Genomic DNA, 17,763 nt, shown 5'->3' on the forward strand with positions numbered 1-17,763 from the left:
CTAAAAACCCTGATGCTAACGCATCGGGGTTTTTTATTGCCTGGCTGTTTTATGATCAACGATGACCCTCTGGTTTTTGTTGTTAAAACCGATTTTACTTTATAAATTTACTTTTCCTGCCTAACTCCCTGAGTTGTTCTGTTAAGGTAATGACTTAAGTTGCCGATAAAATACTTAGATTGATAGGTACGTCAGATGAAATTTTATGAGTAATAGGCTAATGTAAACTCTTAAGTACCTAATTTATTACTTTGTGAATTAACAGCTTTGAGGGTTAATGTGGAAGAAAAGGATATTCATCCTACGTTTGATTTTGAATTCACGGAAGACAAGAAGTCCGTAGAGATTCTTTTACCTGCAGGTATTCAAACACCTACGCTTCCTTCCATTGAGGCTGCATTTAAAAGTTGCACTTATTCAGCCTGCCTTTTCCGTGAAGACTTGGCAAAGCAAGCTGTTGAAGACTTCATTAAAAACGCCGCTACTGCTGAGAAAGATACTCTATTCCGGTATCGTATAGCGGATAAGAAAAGCGCGTCTATTCATCTAGAAGTGAGTTCAGATCGTTTAACTGCATCGTTGGTGATTACTGCTGCCTTTGGTGGTAATAACCCTTCTGAAAAAATTCTGTTAGCCTATCTTAAAAAGCAAGGCATTATCGAAGGTATTCAACTTTCGAATATTCGGGCGTACTGCGCCAAAGCGAATACATATACTGCAGGTTCACAAACAACAGTCATTGCTGCGAAAGGAACACCAGCGAAGAATGGCATTCATTGTGAATTCAATTGGGCTGTAACGCCTTTCCAAGATCGAGAGCTTCAGCCCGTTGAGAGGGAAGATGGCACATCCGACATGTATGACCTTGGTGCCATCGAAACGGTTTCCCCCGGAGACGTGGTCATGGTAAGAACGCCTGCCCGTAAGAGTGATGATGGAAAAAATGTATACGGAGAATTGATTCAATCCATTGCACCACCGAATAAACCGTTTGAAGTTGCTGAAGGCGTTGTTGTTTCAGAAGACAACCCGAACGAGCTGATTGCTACCCGTAAGGGTGTGCCGATGAGAATGAGAGATGTGGTTCGTGTAGATGACATTCTGGTGCTGAGCACAGTAGATTTGACGACCGGAAACATTGAGTTCGATGGCACAGTGATGATTCAGGGGCCTGTCAGAGAAGGTTTAACAGTGGATGTCAGTGGTGATATCCATGTTCGAGATTTAGTGGAGTCTTCGACGTTGAAGGCCGGTGGGAACATCATTATCAAGCAGGGAGTATTAGGGAGAAAAATTGAAGGCGATGATACTCATGAAAGGACGTCTGATTTTTCTGCTCATATTGAAGCCGGTGGTGATATTGAAGCTCGTTACCTGCAATATGTGGTGATAAAGTCAGGAGGAAAAGTCAGCGTTAAAGATCAGTTGCTAAATTGTGTAATAACGGATTGCGAAGAGTTAATTGTTGGAGGGCCGACTAAACGAAAAGCGAAATTGGTTGGTGGCTCTGCTAATGTAAGGGAGTCCGTGTCTGTGGGTATTCTTGGTTCGGACTCTTACGTTCCTTCACATATCAATCTTGGTACAGATGTGAATCGTTTAAAAGCGGAACTGGAAGATATAAAGCACAAGCTGGTTGAAAAACAAGATACCCTGGCTCGCTGCACGGTTCAGCTGGATAAATTTACTGCGAAAGGGGATGAAAAGAAAATTAAACACTTTACGAATGTCATCTCCAACATCAGAAATGACGCTAAAGACCTGAAAGATCAGTTTGAGCAATTAAATACTCGATACACCGATTTGGTTCAGCGTGTCTCTTTATCTGTTTATGGTGAATCTTTTCCCGGGATCGAGCTGTCCTATGGCAAGTTTCGCACATCCTTGCAGGAAGCATCCAAAGCTTGTCGGTATAAGTTTACCAAAATGGGACTCAAAAAAGCGGCCTTTAAAGCTCGTTAGTTCGTTTTGCGCATCTTTAGTTGCTGGTTGCCTGCCAGTGCCATACAGACTTCAAAAAACAGGTGCCAGGGTTTTTCATCTGACATACCTTTTACAGCCAAGTCGAGGTTAGAGGCTGCTTTTAATAAGTTTTCAAGCTTGGTTTTATTGAGACGGTTGATGGCTGTTCGATATAAACTTTGTTTGTTTTTCCAAACTTTGGCTTTTACAAAAGCCTGATCCATCGACATGCTTTTACTGTAATGGCTTAGCACATTTAATGCTCGGATCTCTTTGGTGATTAAGCCGGACAAAGCTAATATTTCTGAGCCTTCAGACCTTAAATGATTAAAGATATGAGCTGCTCCGCGAACATCTCCTTTAAGGCAGTGATCACTGAGGTCAAAAATTGTATATCGGGAACTGTCGGCAATCGAGTTCACCATAGTCTCAAGATTAATGTCGTTCCCATCGACCGAAAGGCAAAGCTTTTCAATTTCCTGTTTTGTGGCGAGTAGATTACCTTCGGTTTTTTCCAGTAGAAGTTGAAGCGCATCGTACTGGATTGTTTTTCCTTGTTTTCGGCAATGTGCGGAGGACCATTCCTGAACGTCTCTGGGTTTTAGGGGCCAGATGATGGTTGAAGCGCCAATCTTTTCAACCTTTTTGAACCATGCTTGTTTTTGAACGTTTTTATCCAATCTTGGAGCGCTGATAATGACGACAGTGTCTCCGTCGGCTGTATCACAAAACGCTTCTATGGCTTTCCCTTTATCGGATGCTTTACCGGTATTGAGCCGAATTTCAATGATTTTTCTTTCGGAGAATAACGACATTGCCTGCGCTTCCGATGAAAAATCGCTCCAATTAAAGCTGCCTTCAACGTCAAATACGATACGCTCACTGTAGCCTTTGTGTCTGGCAGCAAGACGTATTTGGTCTAAGCACTCTTCAATTATCAACGATTCATCACCATGAATCAGGTAGATGGGCAGAAGGTTTTTTTCCAGGTGTTGGGGAAATTGAAAGTGCTTTAGGATCATTTTTCTTCAGCTTTTGGTCTGGCTGGAAGTTGTCGCGATAAATAACTGGCGTATTGGCGCGTAAGTTCCTGGTACATTTCGCGTTTGGCGTTGACTTCCTGAATGTCTGAAGACAAAAGGTTGTTCTCGTTGTAGCTTTGTCTGCGGATGTTAGTGAAGTTTTGTTGAAGTGGTTTTTTATCTTCTTGGGTAAGCGTCGATAGGGTTAGGACAATCGTATGCTCATACTCGGATACATCGCCATTTCTGTCTTTGGAGGAAGCGCGCTTACTTTCACTGACGCGTAATACAGAAGCTGTGATTTCTGCGTTTTCAACAACTGCGATATTGTACTCATTGGCCAATGTTTCGCGGAATACTTTAACAAACGCCGGGTTATTAATGTTTTCAACATTAATGCTGATCTCATCAATAGGAACGGAGCCGGTATTGTAGCCACGAAGCTGCCAACCACAGGCGCTCAGGAGTAAGCTCAGAGCAAATACGGACAAGATACTGGGGAGTTGCATATTCACAACGGTCATAATTAATACCTGGATACGTTAGTAGCCTGAATTAAAAAAGCCGGAGGTTTCCGGCTTTTTTTTATCCTTAGTTTGCAACGATGTTAACTAATTTGCCTGGGATGACAATCACTTTGCGAATGGTTTTGTCGTCGGTAAACTTTTTAACGTTTGCATCGTTCACAGCAAGGTTTTCTACGTCGTCTTTAGAGGCATCTGGAGCGACCTCAATTTTGGCTCGAACCTTACCATTTACCTGAACCACAACTTCAATGACGGATTTGACTAACGCACTTTCGTCAAATGCTGGCCATGATTCATTCATGACTGCGGTGTCATGTCCTAATGCTTGCCACATGGTATGTGTGATGTGTGGCACGATAGGAGATAACAAGAGTACAGCAGACTCTAACGCTTCCTGAAGTACTGCTTTGTCCTGGTCAGAGATCACATCAAACTTACCGATTGCGTTACTAAGCTCCATGACGGCGGCAATAGCGGTATTGAAGGTTTGACGTCTGCCCATGTCATCCGTAACTTTCTGAATGGTTTCATGCGTTTTACGGCGCAGATCTTGTTGTTCTTTTGTGAGCTCGCTGACATTAATCTTGGTAGTCGTTTCATATTGAGTATGAGTATGAACCGCTTTCCATAAGCGCTTAAGGAAACGACTTGCGCCGTCAACACCAGCGTCGTTCCACTCAAGGGTTTGTTCCGGTGGAGCCGTGAACATCATAAACAGGCGTACCGTATCTGCGCCGTATTGCTCGATCATTTCCTGAGGGTCAACGGTATTGCCCTTGGATTTGGACATTTTCGAACCGTCTTTATTCACCATGCCCTGACAAAGTAGGCGCTTGAACGGTTCGTCAGATTGAACAAATCCGGCATCTCTAAGCAGTTTATGGAAGAAGCGGGCATATAACAGGTGAAGGATGGCGTGCTCAATACCACCGATGTATTGGTCAACAGGCAGCCAGTAATTGGCTTCTTCATCCAACATTTGCTCGTTGTTGCCTGCGGAGCAATAGCGGGCGTAATACCATGAAGATTCCATGAAGGTATCAAAGGTATCCGTTTCACGGAATGCAGGCTGGCCGTTATGTTCTGTTTTGGCCCATTCAGGGTCGGCTTTGATCGGTGATTGAACACCATCCATTTCAACGTCTTCAGGAAGCTCTACCGGCAGTTGATCCAGAGGTACTGGAATCTCGTTGCCTTGCTCATCGTACATCATTGGAATCGGAGAGCCCCAATAACGTTGGCGGCTGACGCCCCAGTCACGCAGACGATAGTTTATCGTCTTCTTGCCTTTACCTTGAGACTCTAGCCAGGCTGCAATTTTCTGAAACGCATCGGCTGATGATAATCCGTCAAACTCCCCTGAGTTAATCAAGGTTCCTTTTTCGGTGTAGGCATTCTGCTCAAGAGAAACATCTTCGCCCTCGGCAGAGGTAATGACCTGTTTGATTGCTAAGCCAAATGATTTTGCGAACTCGTAATCCCGCTCATCATGACCCGGCACAGACATCACCGCGCCTGAACCGTAATCCATCAAGACGAAGTTGGCAGACCATACCGGAACTTCTTCGCCAGTGATTGGATGAATTGCGATTAACCCAGTGTCCACCCCTTTCTTTTCCATGGTGGCCATGTCGGCTTCAGCGGTCGCTTGAGTTTTACATTCTTCGATGAACGTTGCCAGCGTAGGGTTGTTCTTTGCTGCGGCCAAAGCCAATGGGTGTTGTGCTGCAACGGCAACGTAAGTCACGCCCATGACGGTATCTGGGCGAGTGGTATAAATTTCGATGGACTGATCGCTGTCTTTCACCTGGAAGGTCATTTCTACGCCTTCCGAACGGCCTATCCAGTTGCGCTGCATGGCTTTAACCTGATCTGGCCAGTCGTCCAGTTTATCCAGGTCATCAATCAGTTCATCGGCGTAATCGGTGATTTTAACAAACCACTGAGGAATTTCTTTACGTTCAACCTGGGTATCACAGCGCCAGCAGCAGCCATCGATGACTTGTTCGTTCGCAAGTACCGTTTGGTCATTGGGGCACCAGTTCACAGCTGAGGTTTTTTTGTATACTAAGTCTTTTTTGTATAACTCAGTGAAAAACCACTGTTCCCATTTATAGTATTCAGGTCGACAGGTAGCAACTTCACGATCCCAGTCGTAACCAAATCCAAGGCGATTCAGCTGGTCTTTCATGTAGTCGATGTTTTCGTATGTCCACTTTGCAGGCGCAACGTTGTGTTTAATAGCCGCATTTTCAGCCGGTAGACCAAAAGAATCCCAACCCATAGGTTGCAACACATTTTTGCCCAGCATTTTTTGATAACGGGAAATTACGTCACCGATCGTATAATTTCGAACGTGCCCCATGTGCAGGCGCCCACTTGGGTACGGGAACATAGAGAGGCAATAAAACTTCTCTTTGCTGGCGTCGTGTACCGCTTTGAAACACTGGTTTTTTTCCCAGAATGATTGGGCTTCTGTCTCGATTGTTTGGGGGTTGTATTGCTCTTCCATTATGATTCCGATCAGTATGAATTAAGAGGTGCCAAAAAGAGTGTAAGTCTAACTTAAATGGGGCTTTGAAGACTATAGGTAACCAACAAAATACAAACCAAATATCCGCTACGCGTTTAACTTTGAAGCTGGTTTGTCTGTTGGTTGTTGATGGAAGAGGGGACGCGCCCAAGCAGTTTGGCGGCGAGAAGAGACAGTAAAACCAAAGCGAGGATTGGCTTGTCCGTCCATTGGCTATAGGGGGTTAATCCTTGTTGTGGCGCGATTCGTGCGCTTAATCCACCAGCAATAAACGCAGGCATGTCGTTTTCAATGATGCCTTTTTCATTGATGACGGCGGTTAACCCGGTATTGGTGGCACGTAAGACATAGCGACTGTTTTCTAACGCACGCATCTGAGCCAGTTGCAGGTGCTGTTTGGGGCCCAGCGAGTCACCAAACCAGGCATCATTGCTGATGGTTAGAATGACATTGCTAGGGTGGTCGTTACCGATGTTTTCGGCAATGAATGACGGGTAGGCGATTTCATAACATATGGCAGGCCAAAACAGGCTGTCACGGAACTTGATGGGTTCTTGGTGAGCCGGGCCAGGCCGGAAATTAGACATTGGCAGGTTAAAGAACTGAATTAAGCCCCTTAAAATATCCTGCATCGGGACGTACTCGCCGAAAGGCACCAGTTTTTGTTTATGGTACATGCCTGTCGCTTGACCCATGCCTATAATGGAGTTGTGCAGAATGGGGTTTGATCTTTTTGAGTCTGGTCGAAGATAAGGGATGCCAGTAATCAACCCTTGGTCAGGTTGCAACAATTGTTCTGTTTCTTCGAGCCAGTCAGGGACTTGGTGTTTGAAATATGGAATGGCTGTTTCAGGCCAGATGATTAAGTCACTGTGGACGTTCCTGTTTAACTCCCGGTATGTCTTGAGGCTTACAGGGCGGTACTCATTCAGCCATTTTTTTTCTTGAGGAATATTCCCTTGCATTAAAGTAACGGAGATTTCTTCTTTCGAGGTTGTCCACTGGACGTTCGTTAATAATAATCCACTGCCCCACAGCAGCAAGCAGACAAGCAATGGCAGTCCTTGTTTTTTGACGCTTGGGTTTTGAATCGCGCTTTTAATGCACAAAAGCAGACTGCTGGCGGTCAGCACGGTAATAAAACCGATGCCAAAAACACCGAATACGGGCGCCCAGCCTGCAAGCCAGGTTTCAATATGGCCATAGCCCAGATAAAGCCAGGGAAATCCCGTCAGAAACCAGCTTCGGAACCACTCAAACAAAATCCAGATGGCAGGGAAAGTCAGTAGGTTTCTATAGTCGGAAAAGTCGAACCAGCGATTAAAGGTATAGGTCTGAAGCGCAAAGAACAGACCAAGCAGGAAGGTAAATAGAAAGGTGAGTAAGAGTGCTAACGGAACAGGTGCGAAGCCATATTCATGAATGGAGACGTACACCCAGGAGGCACCAGCCGCAAATACACCAAAGCCATAACTCCAGCCTACCTTGAAGCCCGCTTTCGCAGGCAAACCAGTGACCAGCGCTTGAAACCCGATCAGTGATAAAATGGCCACGGGCCAATAGTCAAACGGGGCAAACGAAAGCGGCAGTGTCAGCCCTAAACAAAATGCGATAGCAAGTTTAAAGCCGTTTGCATTTGAGGCGATGAGTTGTGAAGCCAGACCTTTCCAGGAAAGGTCCATATTCAGATTTTTAAGCACCACAACTCCCTGTGATTTTATTCGTCGACGTCGTTTCCGTTGTCGCTGGTCACTTCCAATAAACGAATTTGACGATTGTCGGAGTTCAGAACTTTGAATCTCAGACCTTCTATCGTAATGGCTTCGTCTCGGTCGGGTAAGTGGCCGAATCCGTTGGTGACAATACCGCCGATGGTATCGAATTCTTCATCACTGTAGGTGGTGTCAAAGTATTCATTGAAGTCATCAATGGGCGTAAGCGCGTTGACCATGAAACTTTCGGAGTCGTCCATGGCGCGGATGTTACTTTCATCGTCTTCGATGTCGGTTTCGTCTTCGATATCTCCCACGATTTGTTCAAGTACATCTTCGATCGTAACCAAGCCTGCTAGTCCGCCGTATTCATCAACGACAATGGCCATGTGATAGCGGTCGGAACGAAACTCGCGGAGTAACGTATTTAAACGTTTACTTTCAGGTACGAAGTTCACTGGCCTCAGGACATCTTTGATGTTGAAACGGTCCAAATTACCATTGGCCAGGTATGGCAAAAAATCTTTCGCTAACAGAATGCCCAATAAGTCATCCTGACCTTCGCCCAGTACCGGAAATCTGGAGTGCTGGGATTCAATGATGATAGGTAAGATTTCAGAAGGCGATTGAGAGGCTCTAACGAACGTCATCTGAGAGCGTGGCACCATGATTTCACGGACGTGCATGTCTCCGACCTGCAGCGCTCCTTCCATGATGGACAGTGCTTCAGCATCACACAACCCTCGGTTGTGAGCACCCCTGAGCAATTCCTTGAGATCTTTACTGGACTCAGGTTCCTGAGGCTGGGTAAAGGGTTTGGTAATTTTTTCAAACCACGAGGGCTTGCTACTGTGACTGTCGTTTTGTTGGTCTTCGTTCATTTTATTTCGTGGTGAAAGGAGATAATCCGAATCCTAGCCTGTAACCGATCAACTTGGCAAGGCCAGATTCATTATATTTCCTGATAAGGATCTGGGATGTTTAAGCCAGAAAGAATATCAATTTCTATTCCTTCCATAATTTCTGCATCACTGTCTTCAATGTGATCGTAACCGAGTAGGTGAAGTACTCCGTGGATGACCATGTGTGCCCAGTGGTGAGTTGCAGGCTTTTTTTGATCTATGGCCTCTTGTTCTACCACAGTAGCGCAGATCACTAAATCACCAATCAATGGAAAGTCAGGAATGTTGGCAGGCGCTTCGAATGGAAACGACAGCACATTGGTGGGTTTGTCCTTTCCTCGGTATTGATGATTCAGGGCCTGGCTTTCGTCTGCATTCACAACCCGGATGGTGAGCTCAGTTTCGTCCCGGCGACCTTTAAGAGCGGATTCGGCCCAAAGCAGGAATTGTTCATCGGACGGAACGCCTGCAAAGTCGCAGGCGTTTTGGATATCGACGTAGGTCATAAGAAAATAGGTTTAGTTTTGCTCTTGGTTGGAGGATTTGTTTTTGGCGTCTTGTTGGTCTTCAAAGCGCTCGTAGGCTTCAACCACACGCTGAACCAGCGGATGCCGCACCACGTCCTTAGAGAGGAAGTGGGTAAAGCTGATGCCTTTCACGTCTTTTAAGACGTTGATGACGTGCAGCAACCCTGAACTTGAGCCGCGAGGCAAGTCAATTTGAGTCGCGTCTCCAGTAATAACTGCGGTGGAGCCAAAGCCAATACGGGTCAAAAACATTTTCATTTGTTCCCGGGTGGTATTTTGGCTTTCATCCAGAATGATGTACGAGTTATTCAAAGTTCGGCCACGCATATAAGCCAGCGGTGCGACTTCAATTACGCTTTTTTCAATCAGCTTTTCTACATTCTCGAAACCCAGCATTTCGTAGAGGGCGTCATACAATGGACGTAAATACGGATCGATTTTTTGAGATAAGTCGCCCGGTAAAAAACCCAGCTTTTCACCCGCTTCGACTGCGGGGCGAACCAAAAGAATGCGCCTGACGTCATCGTTCATTAAGGCTTCAACGGCACAAGCGACGGCCAGGTAGGTTTTACCTGTGCCTGCTGGACCGACGCCGAAGTTGATGTCGTGTTGACGAATCGCGTCCACATACAGCTTTTGGTTTTTGCCTCGGGGTTTGACGTACGCTTTTGGTGTTTTGATGACGTCCGCTGAGGACTTAGAACCTTCCGTTTGGTTTTCTGCTGTGTCCATTCCGCTTTCTTGAATAAATAAATGAATTAAGTCCGGAGTGATTTCTGTGCCGCTTTGCGCTTCTCGGTACAAGTGATTAATGATTTCACAGGCGGAGTGCGTCGGCTGTTCCGGGCCGCTGACTTGAAAAACGTTTCCTTTGTTGCGGATAGATACGTCCAGTCGTTTTTCTAATTGCTTTAAATGGCGATCAAACTGACCACATAGATTGGCAAGATGTTTAGCATTATCAGGTTCTAGCGATAGACTGCGTGTTTGAGTGCTCAAAGCGGCTCCGTTAATTGATTATGGTCGTGACATTGGGTCGAAGGATAACACCTCTTTCACTCGGGGTGTCAACCTGACTTTAATTATAGATGCTAACGGCGAGGAATGAACAGTTGGGGTGAACCGGGAGAAATAATGCGGGAGTGGCGAAGCCGACTCCCGATGAAGTACTTAACGAGGATTGCAAGGCAGCACAAGTTCGCCACGGAGCGAGTTGGGTAGGGCTTCGTGAATGGTAACGTCAACGAACTTGCCTATTAAGCTGTGGTCTTCACATCGGAAGTTAACTACCCGGTTGTTTTCTGTTCTTCCTTGTAATTGTCCCGGATCACGTTTGGAAACATCCGTGACCAAGATACTCTGGACGGTGTCTACCATGCGACGGCTGATCTGGAACGCGTTCTGTAAGATTCGGTCTTGCAGAATTTTAAGGCGCTTTTTCTTTTCTTCTTCCGATGTTTCGTCAGGCAAATCGGAAGCTGGTGTGCCTGGACGAGCGCTGTAGATGAAACTGAATGAGTGGTCGAAGCCAACTTCTTCAATCAGTTTCATGGTTTGTTCAAAGTCAAACTGGGATTCGCCAGGGAAGCCAATGATAAAGTCTGATGACAGGCTGATGTCAGGGCGGATTTTTCTCAGCTTTCTGATCTTGGATTTGTACTCAACGGCTGTATGGCCTCGCTTCATCTGCATCAGAATGTGGTCTGAGCCACTTTGAACCGGCAAGTGTAAATGGCTTACCAGCTCAGGTACGTCCGCGTAAACGTTGATCAGACTGTCGCTGAACTCTACCGGGTGTGAAGTCGTGTAACGAATGCGATCAATGCCGTCAATGGCCGCAACGAAGGTGATGAGCTCTGCCAGATCGGCTGTTCGGCCGTCGTGCATTTCACCCATGTAAGCGTTCACGTTTTGGCCCAGCAGGTTTACCTCACGTACACCTTGTTCGGCAAGGTGGGCAATTTCAGCGATGACGTCGTCAAATGGGCGGCTGACCTCTTCTCCACGAGTGTAAGGTACAACACAGAAGGTACAATATTTAGAACAGCCTTCCATAATGGAAACGAAGGCGCTCGGGCCATCAACTTTGGGTTCTGGCAGATGGTCAAATTTTTCAATTTCAGGGAAGCTGATATCAACAATGCCCACTTCGCCGTCTTTGCTGGACTCGATCATTTCCGGTAAGCGATGAAGGGTTTGAGGGCCGAAAATCATGTCCACAAAAGGCGCTCGCTCCTGAATGGCGTGGCCTTCCTGACTTGCTACGCAGCCGCCTACTCCGATTACCAGATCCGGGTTAGTGGATTTTAGTTTTCTCCAGCGGCCCAGTTGGTGAAATACTTTTTCTTGCGCTTTCTCTCGGATGGAGCAGGTGTTCAGCAGCAGGACATCGGCTTCGGACTCATTCTCAGTAAGCTCCATTTCATGACTCTCGCCCAAAAGATCGGCCATACGAGATGAATCGTATTCATTCATCTGACAGCCGTGAGTTTTGATGAATAGCTTTTTCGTCGCCATGAAAGTTACCTGCTGTTGAGGGTTGGAGGTGATCCAACCTTGTTCACTCTGTTTAAAACGCTTTATTTATGGCATCACGCCCCGTGAATAAACTGTCTTTTCAAATTCAAACGGTCTGCCAAATTAACGCGCGACATTGTACTTTAGGATGCACGTAAATCCTAGTGAATTGGTCAGTATCTCGTCTGAAAGTATGCTATGCTTTGCGCCCTTTTTGGTTGATCAGTTAGTGTTTTTTCGGATTGTGACAAGATGCAAGATAAACCCGTTTTTAAAGTTATATTTGTAAATCAAGACGAAGTGTTTGAAGTTTTTGCGGCAAAAATCTTTCAAAGTGAGCTTTGGGGCTTCATTGAAATTGAAGAGTTTTTGTTTGGTGAGCGAAGTCAATTGCTGGTGGACCCAAGCGAAGAGAAGCTTAAAAGTGAATTTGCAGGTGTAAAGCGCAGCTACATTCCTATGCAGTCGATCATTCGTATCGACGAAGTGGAAAAGGAAGGCACTGTAAAAGTGTCGGAAGCTAAGGGCGGAACCGTTTCGGCTTTTCCGTTATCCGCGCCGCCAACGAAACCAAGTAACTAGATTTTACACTTCTCACCAGAGGTGTAACTTTTTAATCTATTGATTTTCAACTATATTCAGCATTCGCTGTATGCAGGTTACTGTTACAAGGATGCTGAACATGTCTCGCTACTTCGTTTATTTAATTCTGTTTTTTCTGGTGGGATGTGGGAAAACAGACTCAGACAATGAACCAAATTCTTCAGAGCCGGCCGATCGCCCCATTCTGGTAAATTCGGTCGATTCCGCGAACCCCTTGCTGATCCGAAACTTGGACGCCATTAAGAAAAGTGGCGTATTAAGGGTGGTTACTCCTCGTTGGGATGAGTACCAATTCCTGCCTCGTCAAAAAACACCTGCAAATTATTATCGCGCTATGGTGGCTGAATTTGCTGAGCGCAACGGCCTCGATATTCGTTGGATTTATGTGGATCAGTTTTCTCAGCTGACGTCGACGGTGCTGCGTGGCCGGGCGGATGTCATTGTGGCGAATATGACGGTCACTGACGCGCGCGCTAAGCTCTTAGGGTTCACTGTGCCGGTAGATCATGCGCAAGAGTTGCTGGTGGTTAAGGCGTCTGCGGATTTAAAGGACGTTCATGATTTGGCGCTGGGTTCCATTGTGGTGCCTAAGAATTCTTCGTTTAAGCAATCGTTGGATGACATAGCAAAGCCGGGATGGAGTTTGGTGGAAAAAGAATTTTCTGCCAGTCCTCAGGCGTTGGTGGACGATGTGATCTCCGGTAAATACACTGCTACGGTAGTGGATAGTAATGTCGGTGAGTGGTTACTGACGGGGCTTCCTGTTAAATCATTGGGGGCATTGGGTAAAGCCAAAGACATTGCCTGGGCGGTGCATTTGCAGGCTCAGGACTTACTGCATGAGTTGAATCAATTCATTCATCTTTATCAAATTGAAAATACAAAGGCATCTCACCTGGGTGACTGGCCTGAAATTGTGAAGCGCCGAACCCTCACCATGATCACTCGCAACAGTTCTGATTCGTATTTTATGTGGCGTGGCGAATTGATGGGGTATGAATACGATTTGGTGAAGCGGTTTGCAGAGGATCATAAGCTTTATCTGGATGTGGTGGTGGCAGATAAAGAAGACATGATTGACTTACTGCTCGCCGGAGAGGGGGATTTGGTTGCATCCTCTCAGGCCAAACTCGAATCTCGCAGAGCAAGAGGGGTTGAGTTTACCGAGACTTACAATGTCGTGGATGAAGTGCTGGTGGGGCGTAAAGGATTGGGCATCGAAGGGGCCGATCAGTTAAGTGGTCATACAGTGATGGTCGAAGCTGGTTCTTCGTACCTCAAGCGCCTGAATACCTTAAAAGAAGAGGGCGCGGATTTTAAAATCGTATTTCCGGAAGACTATGTGGTTGATGATGAAACGGACATCATGGGGTTGGTGGCCGACGGTGTGGTTGATTTTACGGTAGTGGATGACCATTTGGCTGCCAGGGAGCTGTTGGATCAGCCGGGTCTGGTGGCTTATTTCTCTGTCGCTGCCGAAGTAGGGCATGGCTGGGTGGTGCGGAAAGAGAATACTCAGCTGCTGGCGAAACTGAACGCTTACATAAAATCTCATTTTCGGGGGTTGTACTTCAATGTGACCTGGCAAAAGTACTTTGATACTGAGCGTGGTATTTATCTTGGACGAGACCCTATGTTGGATGTCGGGCAGTTATCGCCTTACGATGTTCATATTAAAGAAGTTGCCCTGCAGCATGACTTTGACTGGCGGATGATTGTGGCTCAGATGTATCAGGAAAGCCGGTTTAATCCCAAAGCCCGGTCGCATGTCGGGGCTTTGGGGGTAATGCAGGTGCTGCCCAGAACGGCCCGTGATTACGGGGTAGAAAATTTATACGATCCGGAGGTCAATATCCGGGTGGGCGTAGAATACCTGGGGTGGGTGCGGCAGCGATTCCCGAAATACATCGAACCTGCGGAAAGAACCTTATTTGCGTTGGCCGGTTATAATGCGGGCTACGGTCATGTTTTGGATGCAAGACGGTTGGCCGCGCAAAAGGGCTGGGATCGAAATCGTTGGTTTGGCCATGTTGAAAAAGCCATGCTGTTGTTATCGGAGCGAAAGTACGCAAGAAATGCTCGGTTTGGTTATGTTCGGGGCAAAGAGCCGGTGGAGTATGTGCGACAAATTCATCGGCGCTACTTGGGGTATGTGGCAATGGAGCCATAAAAAACGATATGGGATGTGGAGCGACTTTTGATTAAGTCTTAGTTATTTGTGTGGTGTTTGGTATGATTGCGGCAATTTTAAGCAGTCTGTAGGAAACTTATTATGAGTCCTGAACAAATGGAGCATTATGCTCTGATCGCGGGTTTAACGGTATTGATTGGCTTCATGTTCTTTATTATGTGGGACTTGGCTAAAAAGTCGAACGCGGGTAAGTTTGGTACTATCATTATTTTTACCGTTTTAGGGTTGGGCATTTTTGGCTTTTTAATCAAAACGGTCATTGTTGAACTAATGGATATGTAGGGGTTAAGGATGCTTCGTGCTCTCGTTTTAGGTTTGGTCGGAATTAACTTAACGGCATGCATAATGATGTCTGCGCCTGAAGTGGACTATAAAGGTGTGATTGTTAATAAAATAGAACCCCCTAAAGCCTGTGCACCGAAAGGCAATTTGGTTGCTACAGCGGACGCCGCCATTCAAACCATTGGTGATGAAGCGACCAGTCTGAATCGTGAAGCCATGCAATCTCTGATAGATCAGGCGGAGTCTGTGGGGGCTAACTATGTGTACGTTTCCGATCACCGCCAATACAGTAACAAACCGAAAAAGGGGTTGGTGTTTCGTGTTGTGATGAAGTCACAGGCGTTTTATTGTCCTAGCCTGGATGTTGCTGAAGGCTAATGAATGGTTACTCGCCTCTGTGTATAAGGAAAGAAAGGCTATGGATGCTCAGAAAGTAGGCTTCTCCCGAAGGGCATTTGCAAGCCTGTTGGACTTTTTGCTGATGTCGATGATTACCTTGACGGCGCTTTTGTGGGCTTATGGCAGAATTTATTTTGCGATCAATGAACCGAGAGAATGGGGTTGGTTAGACCCCTTTCTGAATTACGCATTTCCGATTTTATTCGTGTTGGGTTTCTGGCTTTGGCGATCGGCCACACCGGGAAAGATGCTGCTTGATATGAAAATTGTGGACGCAGTGACTGGTGGAAAGCCCAGCTTGTTTCAATACGTTATTCGTTATTTTGCTTATTATCTGTCTGTAATTCCCTTGGGTTTGGGGTTGTTGTGGGTACTTTGGGATAAGGATAAGCAGGCCTGGCATGATAAAATTGCGAAAACGCTGGTGGTTGAAACGGACCCTTATGCGGAACTCAACCATGAGCTGGCTCAGGCCTTTCCTTAAATCGTTTAATCTTTCCTTACCGCTTTTTGAATGGCGCTTAATGCGCCTCGTATCATGCGAACCTCTTTTTGCTCGGGGCGCACTCGATTAACCAGACGTTTAATGCGCGTCATCGCTTCACCTTGGTGGTTCTTAAACAGGAAGTTGGTTTCCGTGAGAACTTCTTCTAAATGTTGGTACAGGCTTTCTGTTTCCTGATGAGTCGGATAGCAGGCTTTTTCATTGGCGGCTATTTTGACCTGCATGGAATTACTGTTGTTTGCCTGCCAAATTTCGTAGCAAAAAATTTGGATCGCAGCAGAAACATTAAGAACCGGATATTCGGGATCAGCCGGTATTTCTGTATGGTATTGGCACGCCTCTAGCTGTTGGCTGGAAAGCCCCATTCGCTCGCGGCCAAACAGAATGGCCACCGGTCCTTGTTGTGCCTCGGTGATGAGTTTTTCAGCGCTCTCTTTGGCGTTTAAAACCGGCCTTGGGTAAGTTCTTGAACGAGCGCTTGTGCCGATCACTAAGCTGCAATCATGAATCGCTTCTTCAAAAGATTGAACCACAGTCGCTTGTTCAAGTATGTCGAGTGCGCCTGCGGCTCTGGAGGAGGCTTCTTCGTTGGGGAACATTCGGGGGTTGACCAGGTATAAAGAGGATAATCCCATGTTTTTCATGGCTCTGGCGGCTGCGCCGATATTGCCAGGGTGGTAGGTTTGATCCATCACGATTCGAATGTTATGTAAATTCATATTAGCCCTCTCTGTTGCGCGGCATATTAACATAAGTCGGCGTCTTCTTAATAAGTCTGGTGTTTGGTTGTTGGTTTGGGTTGTCACAAATAGGTCATAAAACTTTCATATGATGCCAAGCGAAATGTGAAACAGGGTGATTTCACGTGAAGGTTTCTTAATGAACTGTTGAATATGGGGTGTATTGTGATTCGTTGTTTGATTGTTTTTATGTCTGCGTTGGTTTTATCGGGGTGTTTGGCAACGAATGGGATTGTGCATTATTACAAAGGCGAGCCAAAAGATGAGAATCAGTTGGCGACCGTTATCTTGCCAGAAGAGATTGATATTGTTGCAGTAAATAGCCGTAAGCGGGCTCTGCCTATGATTCGTGATGACTCATACCAAATTAAACTGTTGCCTGGGCTGAATGAGCTGGTGTTGGAATATTCCAATCTTTGGGATTTGGACTCTGACAGCCACGTTACAGTGACGTCCGACATTGTTTTGGTCAGTCAGGTGATGAAAGCGGGTGACGTCTATGAAATTAAAGTGCCTGAGTTTTCAACCTTAAAAGAGATGAAGGCGTATGCCAAAGATTTTGAAGTGACTATGGTGGCAAAGTCTACGGGTGAAAAAGTGGCGTCGAAGGCCGCTCGTTATGGTGTTGCGCCTGTGGGCATATCGCAGTTGATCCCGCAAGACAATAAGTTGGTGGCTTCCATTCAGGCGGGTGTACAAGGAGAATCTCAAGTGGTTGTTCATGGTGTTGAAGACCGTGCGCACCAAGCGCCAGGCAAATACTCAGCGCTGCAAAATTTGAGATATTGGTGGGAAGAAGCGAATACTCAAGAGCGTGAGTTATTTGAAGATTGGATCAATACCGTTGATTAAATTATCAATACTGGTTTGATTTTAGAACAAGCCTCTTTATAGTTAGCCCCTTATTCTTATAAGGGGCTTTTTTATGCGTCATACCACTAAGTTGTGCGTTCGTGGTTATCATCTGGATGTTTACGGGCATGTGAACAATGCTCGGTATCTGGAGTTTCTTGAAGAAGCCCGCTGGCGTTTTTTTGAAGAGCAAGATGTGATTGAAGCAATAACCGGTGAAGCTCTGGCGATGGTAGTGGTGAATATCAATATCAACTACCGCCGTGCGGCTTTGATCCATGAAGAACTGGAAATCGCGACCGAAGTAACCCGCGTTGGTAACAAGAGTTTTGTGATTCATCAGGAAATCGCAGTCGCAGAAACCGGTGAGATGATTGCCGATACCGATGGGACTTATGTTTTATTTGATAATGCAATCGGCACAAGTGTAGTGATTGAGGGTAAATATAAAGAGTTGCTTGATCGGCTAAGATGATTATTGAGTTTTGC

Annotated in this window: 17 protein-coding genes; 8 read left to right on the forward strand and 9 right to left on the reverse strand. The window is 46.0% G+C overall.

The window, feature by feature from the left end; all coding sequences use genetic code 11:
* Positions 1-279 precede the first annotated feature (279 nt).
* On the forward strand, positions 280-1,962 hold the full coding sequence (locus ABD744_RS21195; protein WP_344800602.1) for a flagellar assembly protein A: 1,683 nt from the start codon (positions 280-282) through the stop codon (positions 1,960-1,962).
* On the opposite strand, the gene holA is transcribed toward ABD744_RS21195, so the two are convergent.
* From holA to miaB, 8 genes are all read right to left on the reverse strand, one after another.
* Positions 1,959-2,984: a DNA polymerase III subunit delta gene (gene holA / locus ABD744_RS21200; protein WP_344800603.1), complete on the reverse strand. Its 1,026-nt coding sequence runs from the start codon at positions 2,982-2,984 to the stop codon at positions 1,959-1,961. The genes ABD744_RS21195 and holA overlap by 4 nt on opposite strands.
* Positions 2,981-3,508, reverse strand: a complete 528-nt coding sequence (locus ABD744_RS21205; protein ID WP_344800604.1) for an LPS-assembly lipoprotein LptE — start codon at positions 3,506-3,508, stop codon at positions 2,981-2,983. Before ABD744_RS21205 ends, holA begins: the two co-directional genes overlap by 4 nt.
* A gap of 67 nt (positions 3,509-3,575) precedes the next feature.
* A complete protein-coding gene (gene leuS / locus ABD744_RS21210) occupies positions 3,576-6,023 on the reverse strand; it encodes a leucine--tRNA ligase (protein ID WP_344800605.1) in 2,448 nt (815 codons plus the stop codon).
* A 116-nt stretch (positions 6,024-6,139) separates the two neighbouring features.
* Positions 6,140-7,744 (reverse strand): apolipoprotein N-acyltransferase, encoded by a 1,605-nt coding sequence (lnt, locus tag ABD744_RS21215; RefSeq protein ID WP_344800606.1) that lies wholly within the window; start codon positions 7,742-7,744, stop codon positions 6,140-6,142.
* 17 nt (positions 7,745-7,761) lie between these two features.
* Entirely contained in the window at positions 7,762-8,637 is an 876-nt protein-coding gene (locus ABD744_RS21220; protein ID WP_344800607.1) for a CorC family transporter, read from the reverse strand.
* A 71-nt stretch (positions 8,638-8,708) separates the two neighbouring features.
* The gene (gene ybeY / locus ABD744_RS21225) at positions 8,709-9,164 is read right to left on the reverse strand and encodes an rRNA maturation RNase YbeY (RefSeq protein ID WP_344800608.1); all 456 of its coding nucleotides are present in this window, start codon (positions 9,162-9,164) and stop codon (positions 8,709-8,711) included.
* A gap of 12 nt (positions 9,165-9,176) precedes the next feature.
* Positions 9,177-10,184, reverse strand: coding sequence for a PhoH family protein (locus ABD744_RS21230; protein ID WP_344800609.1), 1,008 nt, complete (start codon positions 10,182-10,184; stop codon positions 9,177-9,179).
* 171 nt (positions 10,185-10,355) lie between these two features.
* The gene (gene miaB / locus ABD744_RS21235) at positions 10,356-11,702 is read right to left on the reverse strand and encodes a tRNA (N6-isopentenyl adenosine(37)-C2)-methylthiotransferase MiaB (RefSeq protein WP_344800610.1); all 1,347 of its coding nucleotides are present in this window, start codon (positions 11,700-11,702) and stop codon (positions 10,356-10,358) included.
* Positions 11,703-11,954: 252 nt separating this feature from the next.
* Between miaB and ABD744_RS21240 the strand changes: the two genes are divergently transcribed.
* The 5 genes from ABD744_RS21240 to ABD744_RS21260 all read left to right on the forward strand — a co-directional run bounded on the left by ABD744_RS21240 (position 11,955) and on the right by ABD744_RS21260 (position 15,661).
* Complete coding sequence (locus ABD744_RS21240; RefSeq protein WP_344800611.1) at positions 11,955-12,284, forward strand: DUF1820 family protein; 330 nt, start codon at positions 11,955-11,957, stop codon at positions 12,282-12,284.
* A gap of 100 nt (positions 12,285-12,384) precedes the next feature.
* Positions 12,385-14,475 (forward strand): MltF family protein, encoded by a 2,091-nt coding sequence (locus tag ABD744_RS21245; RefSeq protein ID WP_344800612.1) that lies wholly within the window; start codon positions 12,385-12,387, stop codon positions 14,473-14,475.
* Positions 14,476-14,577: 102 nt separating this feature from the next.
* The gene (locus tag ABD744_RS21250) at positions 14,578-14,778 is read left to right on the forward strand and encodes a DUF2788 domain-containing protein (RefSeq protein ID WP_344800613.1); all 201 of its coding nucleotides are present in this window, start codon (positions 14,578-14,580) and stop codon (positions 14,776-14,778) included.
* 9 nt (positions 14,779-14,787) lie between these two features.
* Entirely contained in the window at positions 14,788-15,156 is a 369-nt protein-coding gene (locus ABD744_RS21255; protein WP_344800614.1) for a DUF4156 domain-containing protein, read from the forward strand.
* A gap of 40 nt (positions 15,157-15,196) precedes the next feature.
* Positions 15,197-15,661: an RDD family protein gene (locus ABD744_RS21260; protein WP_344800615.1), complete on the forward strand. Its 465-nt coding sequence runs from the start codon at positions 15,197-15,199 to the stop codon at positions 15,659-15,661.
* 5 nt (positions 15,662-15,666) lie between these two features.
* Here ABD744_RS21260 and ABD744_RS21265 read toward each other — a convergent pair whose 3' ends face one another.
* Positions 15,667-16,401 (reverse strand): RNA methyltransferase, encoded by a 735-nt coding sequence (locus tag ABD744_RS21265; protein ID WP_344800616.1) that lies wholly within the window; start codon positions 16,399-16,401, stop codon positions 15,667-15,669.
* 186 nt (positions 16,402-16,587) lie between these two features.
* On the opposite strand from ABD744_RS21265, the gene ABD744_RS21270 reads away from it, so the two are divergent.
* Complete coding sequence (locus tag ABD744_RS21270; protein WP_344800617.1) at positions 16,588-17,274, forward strand: DUF2057 family protein; 687 nt, start codon at positions 16,588-16,590, stop codon at positions 17,272-17,274.
* A gap of 73 nt (positions 17,275-17,347) precedes the next feature.
* Positions 17,348-17,749 carry an acyl-CoA thioesterase gene (locus ABD744_RS21275; protein ID WP_344800618.1) on the forward strand — a complete coding sequence of 134 codons (402 nt, stop codon included), beginning with the start codon at positions 17,348-17,350 and terminating at the stop codon, positions 17,747-17,749.
* The last annotated feature ends 14 nt before the right edge of the window (positions 17,750-17,763 follow it).

The sequence above is a fragment of the Litoribacillus peritrichatus genome (assembly GCF_039537985.1).
Lineage (GTDB): Bacteria > Pseudomonadota > Gammaproteobacteria > Pseudomonadales > Litoribrevibacteraceae > Litoribacillus > Litoribacillus peritrichatus.

What these genes read in the sequence shown, in the direction of transcription:
- holA (WP_344800603.1), bottom strand. Translation starts at nt 2,984, where the DNA reads ATGATCCTAAAGCACTTTCAATTTCCCCAACACCTGGAAAAAAACCTT.
- ABD744_RS21205 (WP_344800604.1), bottom strand. Translation starts at nt 3,508, where the DNA reads ATGACCGTTGTGAATATGCAACTCCCCAGTATCTTGTCCGTATTTGCT.
- leuS (WP_344800605.1), bottom strand. Translation starts at nt 6,023, where the DNA reads ATGGAAGAGCAATACAACCCCCAAACAATCGAGACAGAAGCCCAATCA.
- ABD744_RS21220 (WP_344800607.1), bottom strand. Translation starts at nt 8,637, where the DNA reads ATGAACGAAGACCAACAAAACGACAGTCACAGTAGCAAGCCCTCGTGG.
- ybeY (WP_344800608.1), bottom strand. Translation starts at nt 9,164, where the DNA reads ATGACCTACGTCGATATCCAAAACGCCTGCGACTTTGCAGGCGTTCCG.
- miaB (WP_344800610.1), bottom strand. Translation starts at nt 11,702, where the DNA reads ATGGCGACGAAAAAGCTATTCATCAAAACTCACGGCTGTCAGATGAAT.
- ABD744_RS21240 (WP_344800611.1), top strand. Translation starts at nt 11,955, where the DNA reads ATGCAAGATAAACCCGTTTTTAAAGTTATATTTGTAAATCAAGACGAA.
- ABD744_RS21245 (WP_344800612.1), top strand. Translation starts at nt 12,385, where the DNA reads ATGTCTCGCTACTTCGTTTATTTAATTCTGTTTTTTCTGGTGGGATGT.
- ABD744_RS21250 (WP_344800613.1), top strand. Translation starts at nt 14,578, where the DNA reads ATGAGTCCTGAACAAATGGAGCATTATGCTCTGATCGCGGGTTTAACG.
- ABD744_RS21255 (WP_344800614.1), top strand. Translation starts at nt 14,788, where the DNA reads ATGCTTCGTGCTCTCGTTTTAGGTTTGGTCGGAATTAACTTAACGGCA.
- ABD744_RS21260 (WP_344800615.1), top strand. Translation starts at nt 15,197, where the DNA reads ATGGATGCTCAGAAAGTAGGCTTCTCCCGAAGGGCATTTGCAAGCCTG.
- ABD744_RS21265 (WP_344800616.1), bottom strand. Translation starts at nt 16,401, where the DNA reads ATGAATTTACATAACATTCGAATCGTGATGGATCAAACCTACCACCCT.
- ABD744_RS21275 (WP_344800618.1), top strand. Translation starts at nt 17,348, where the DNA reads ATGCGTCATACCACTAAGTTGTGCGTTCGTGGTTATCATCTGGATGTT.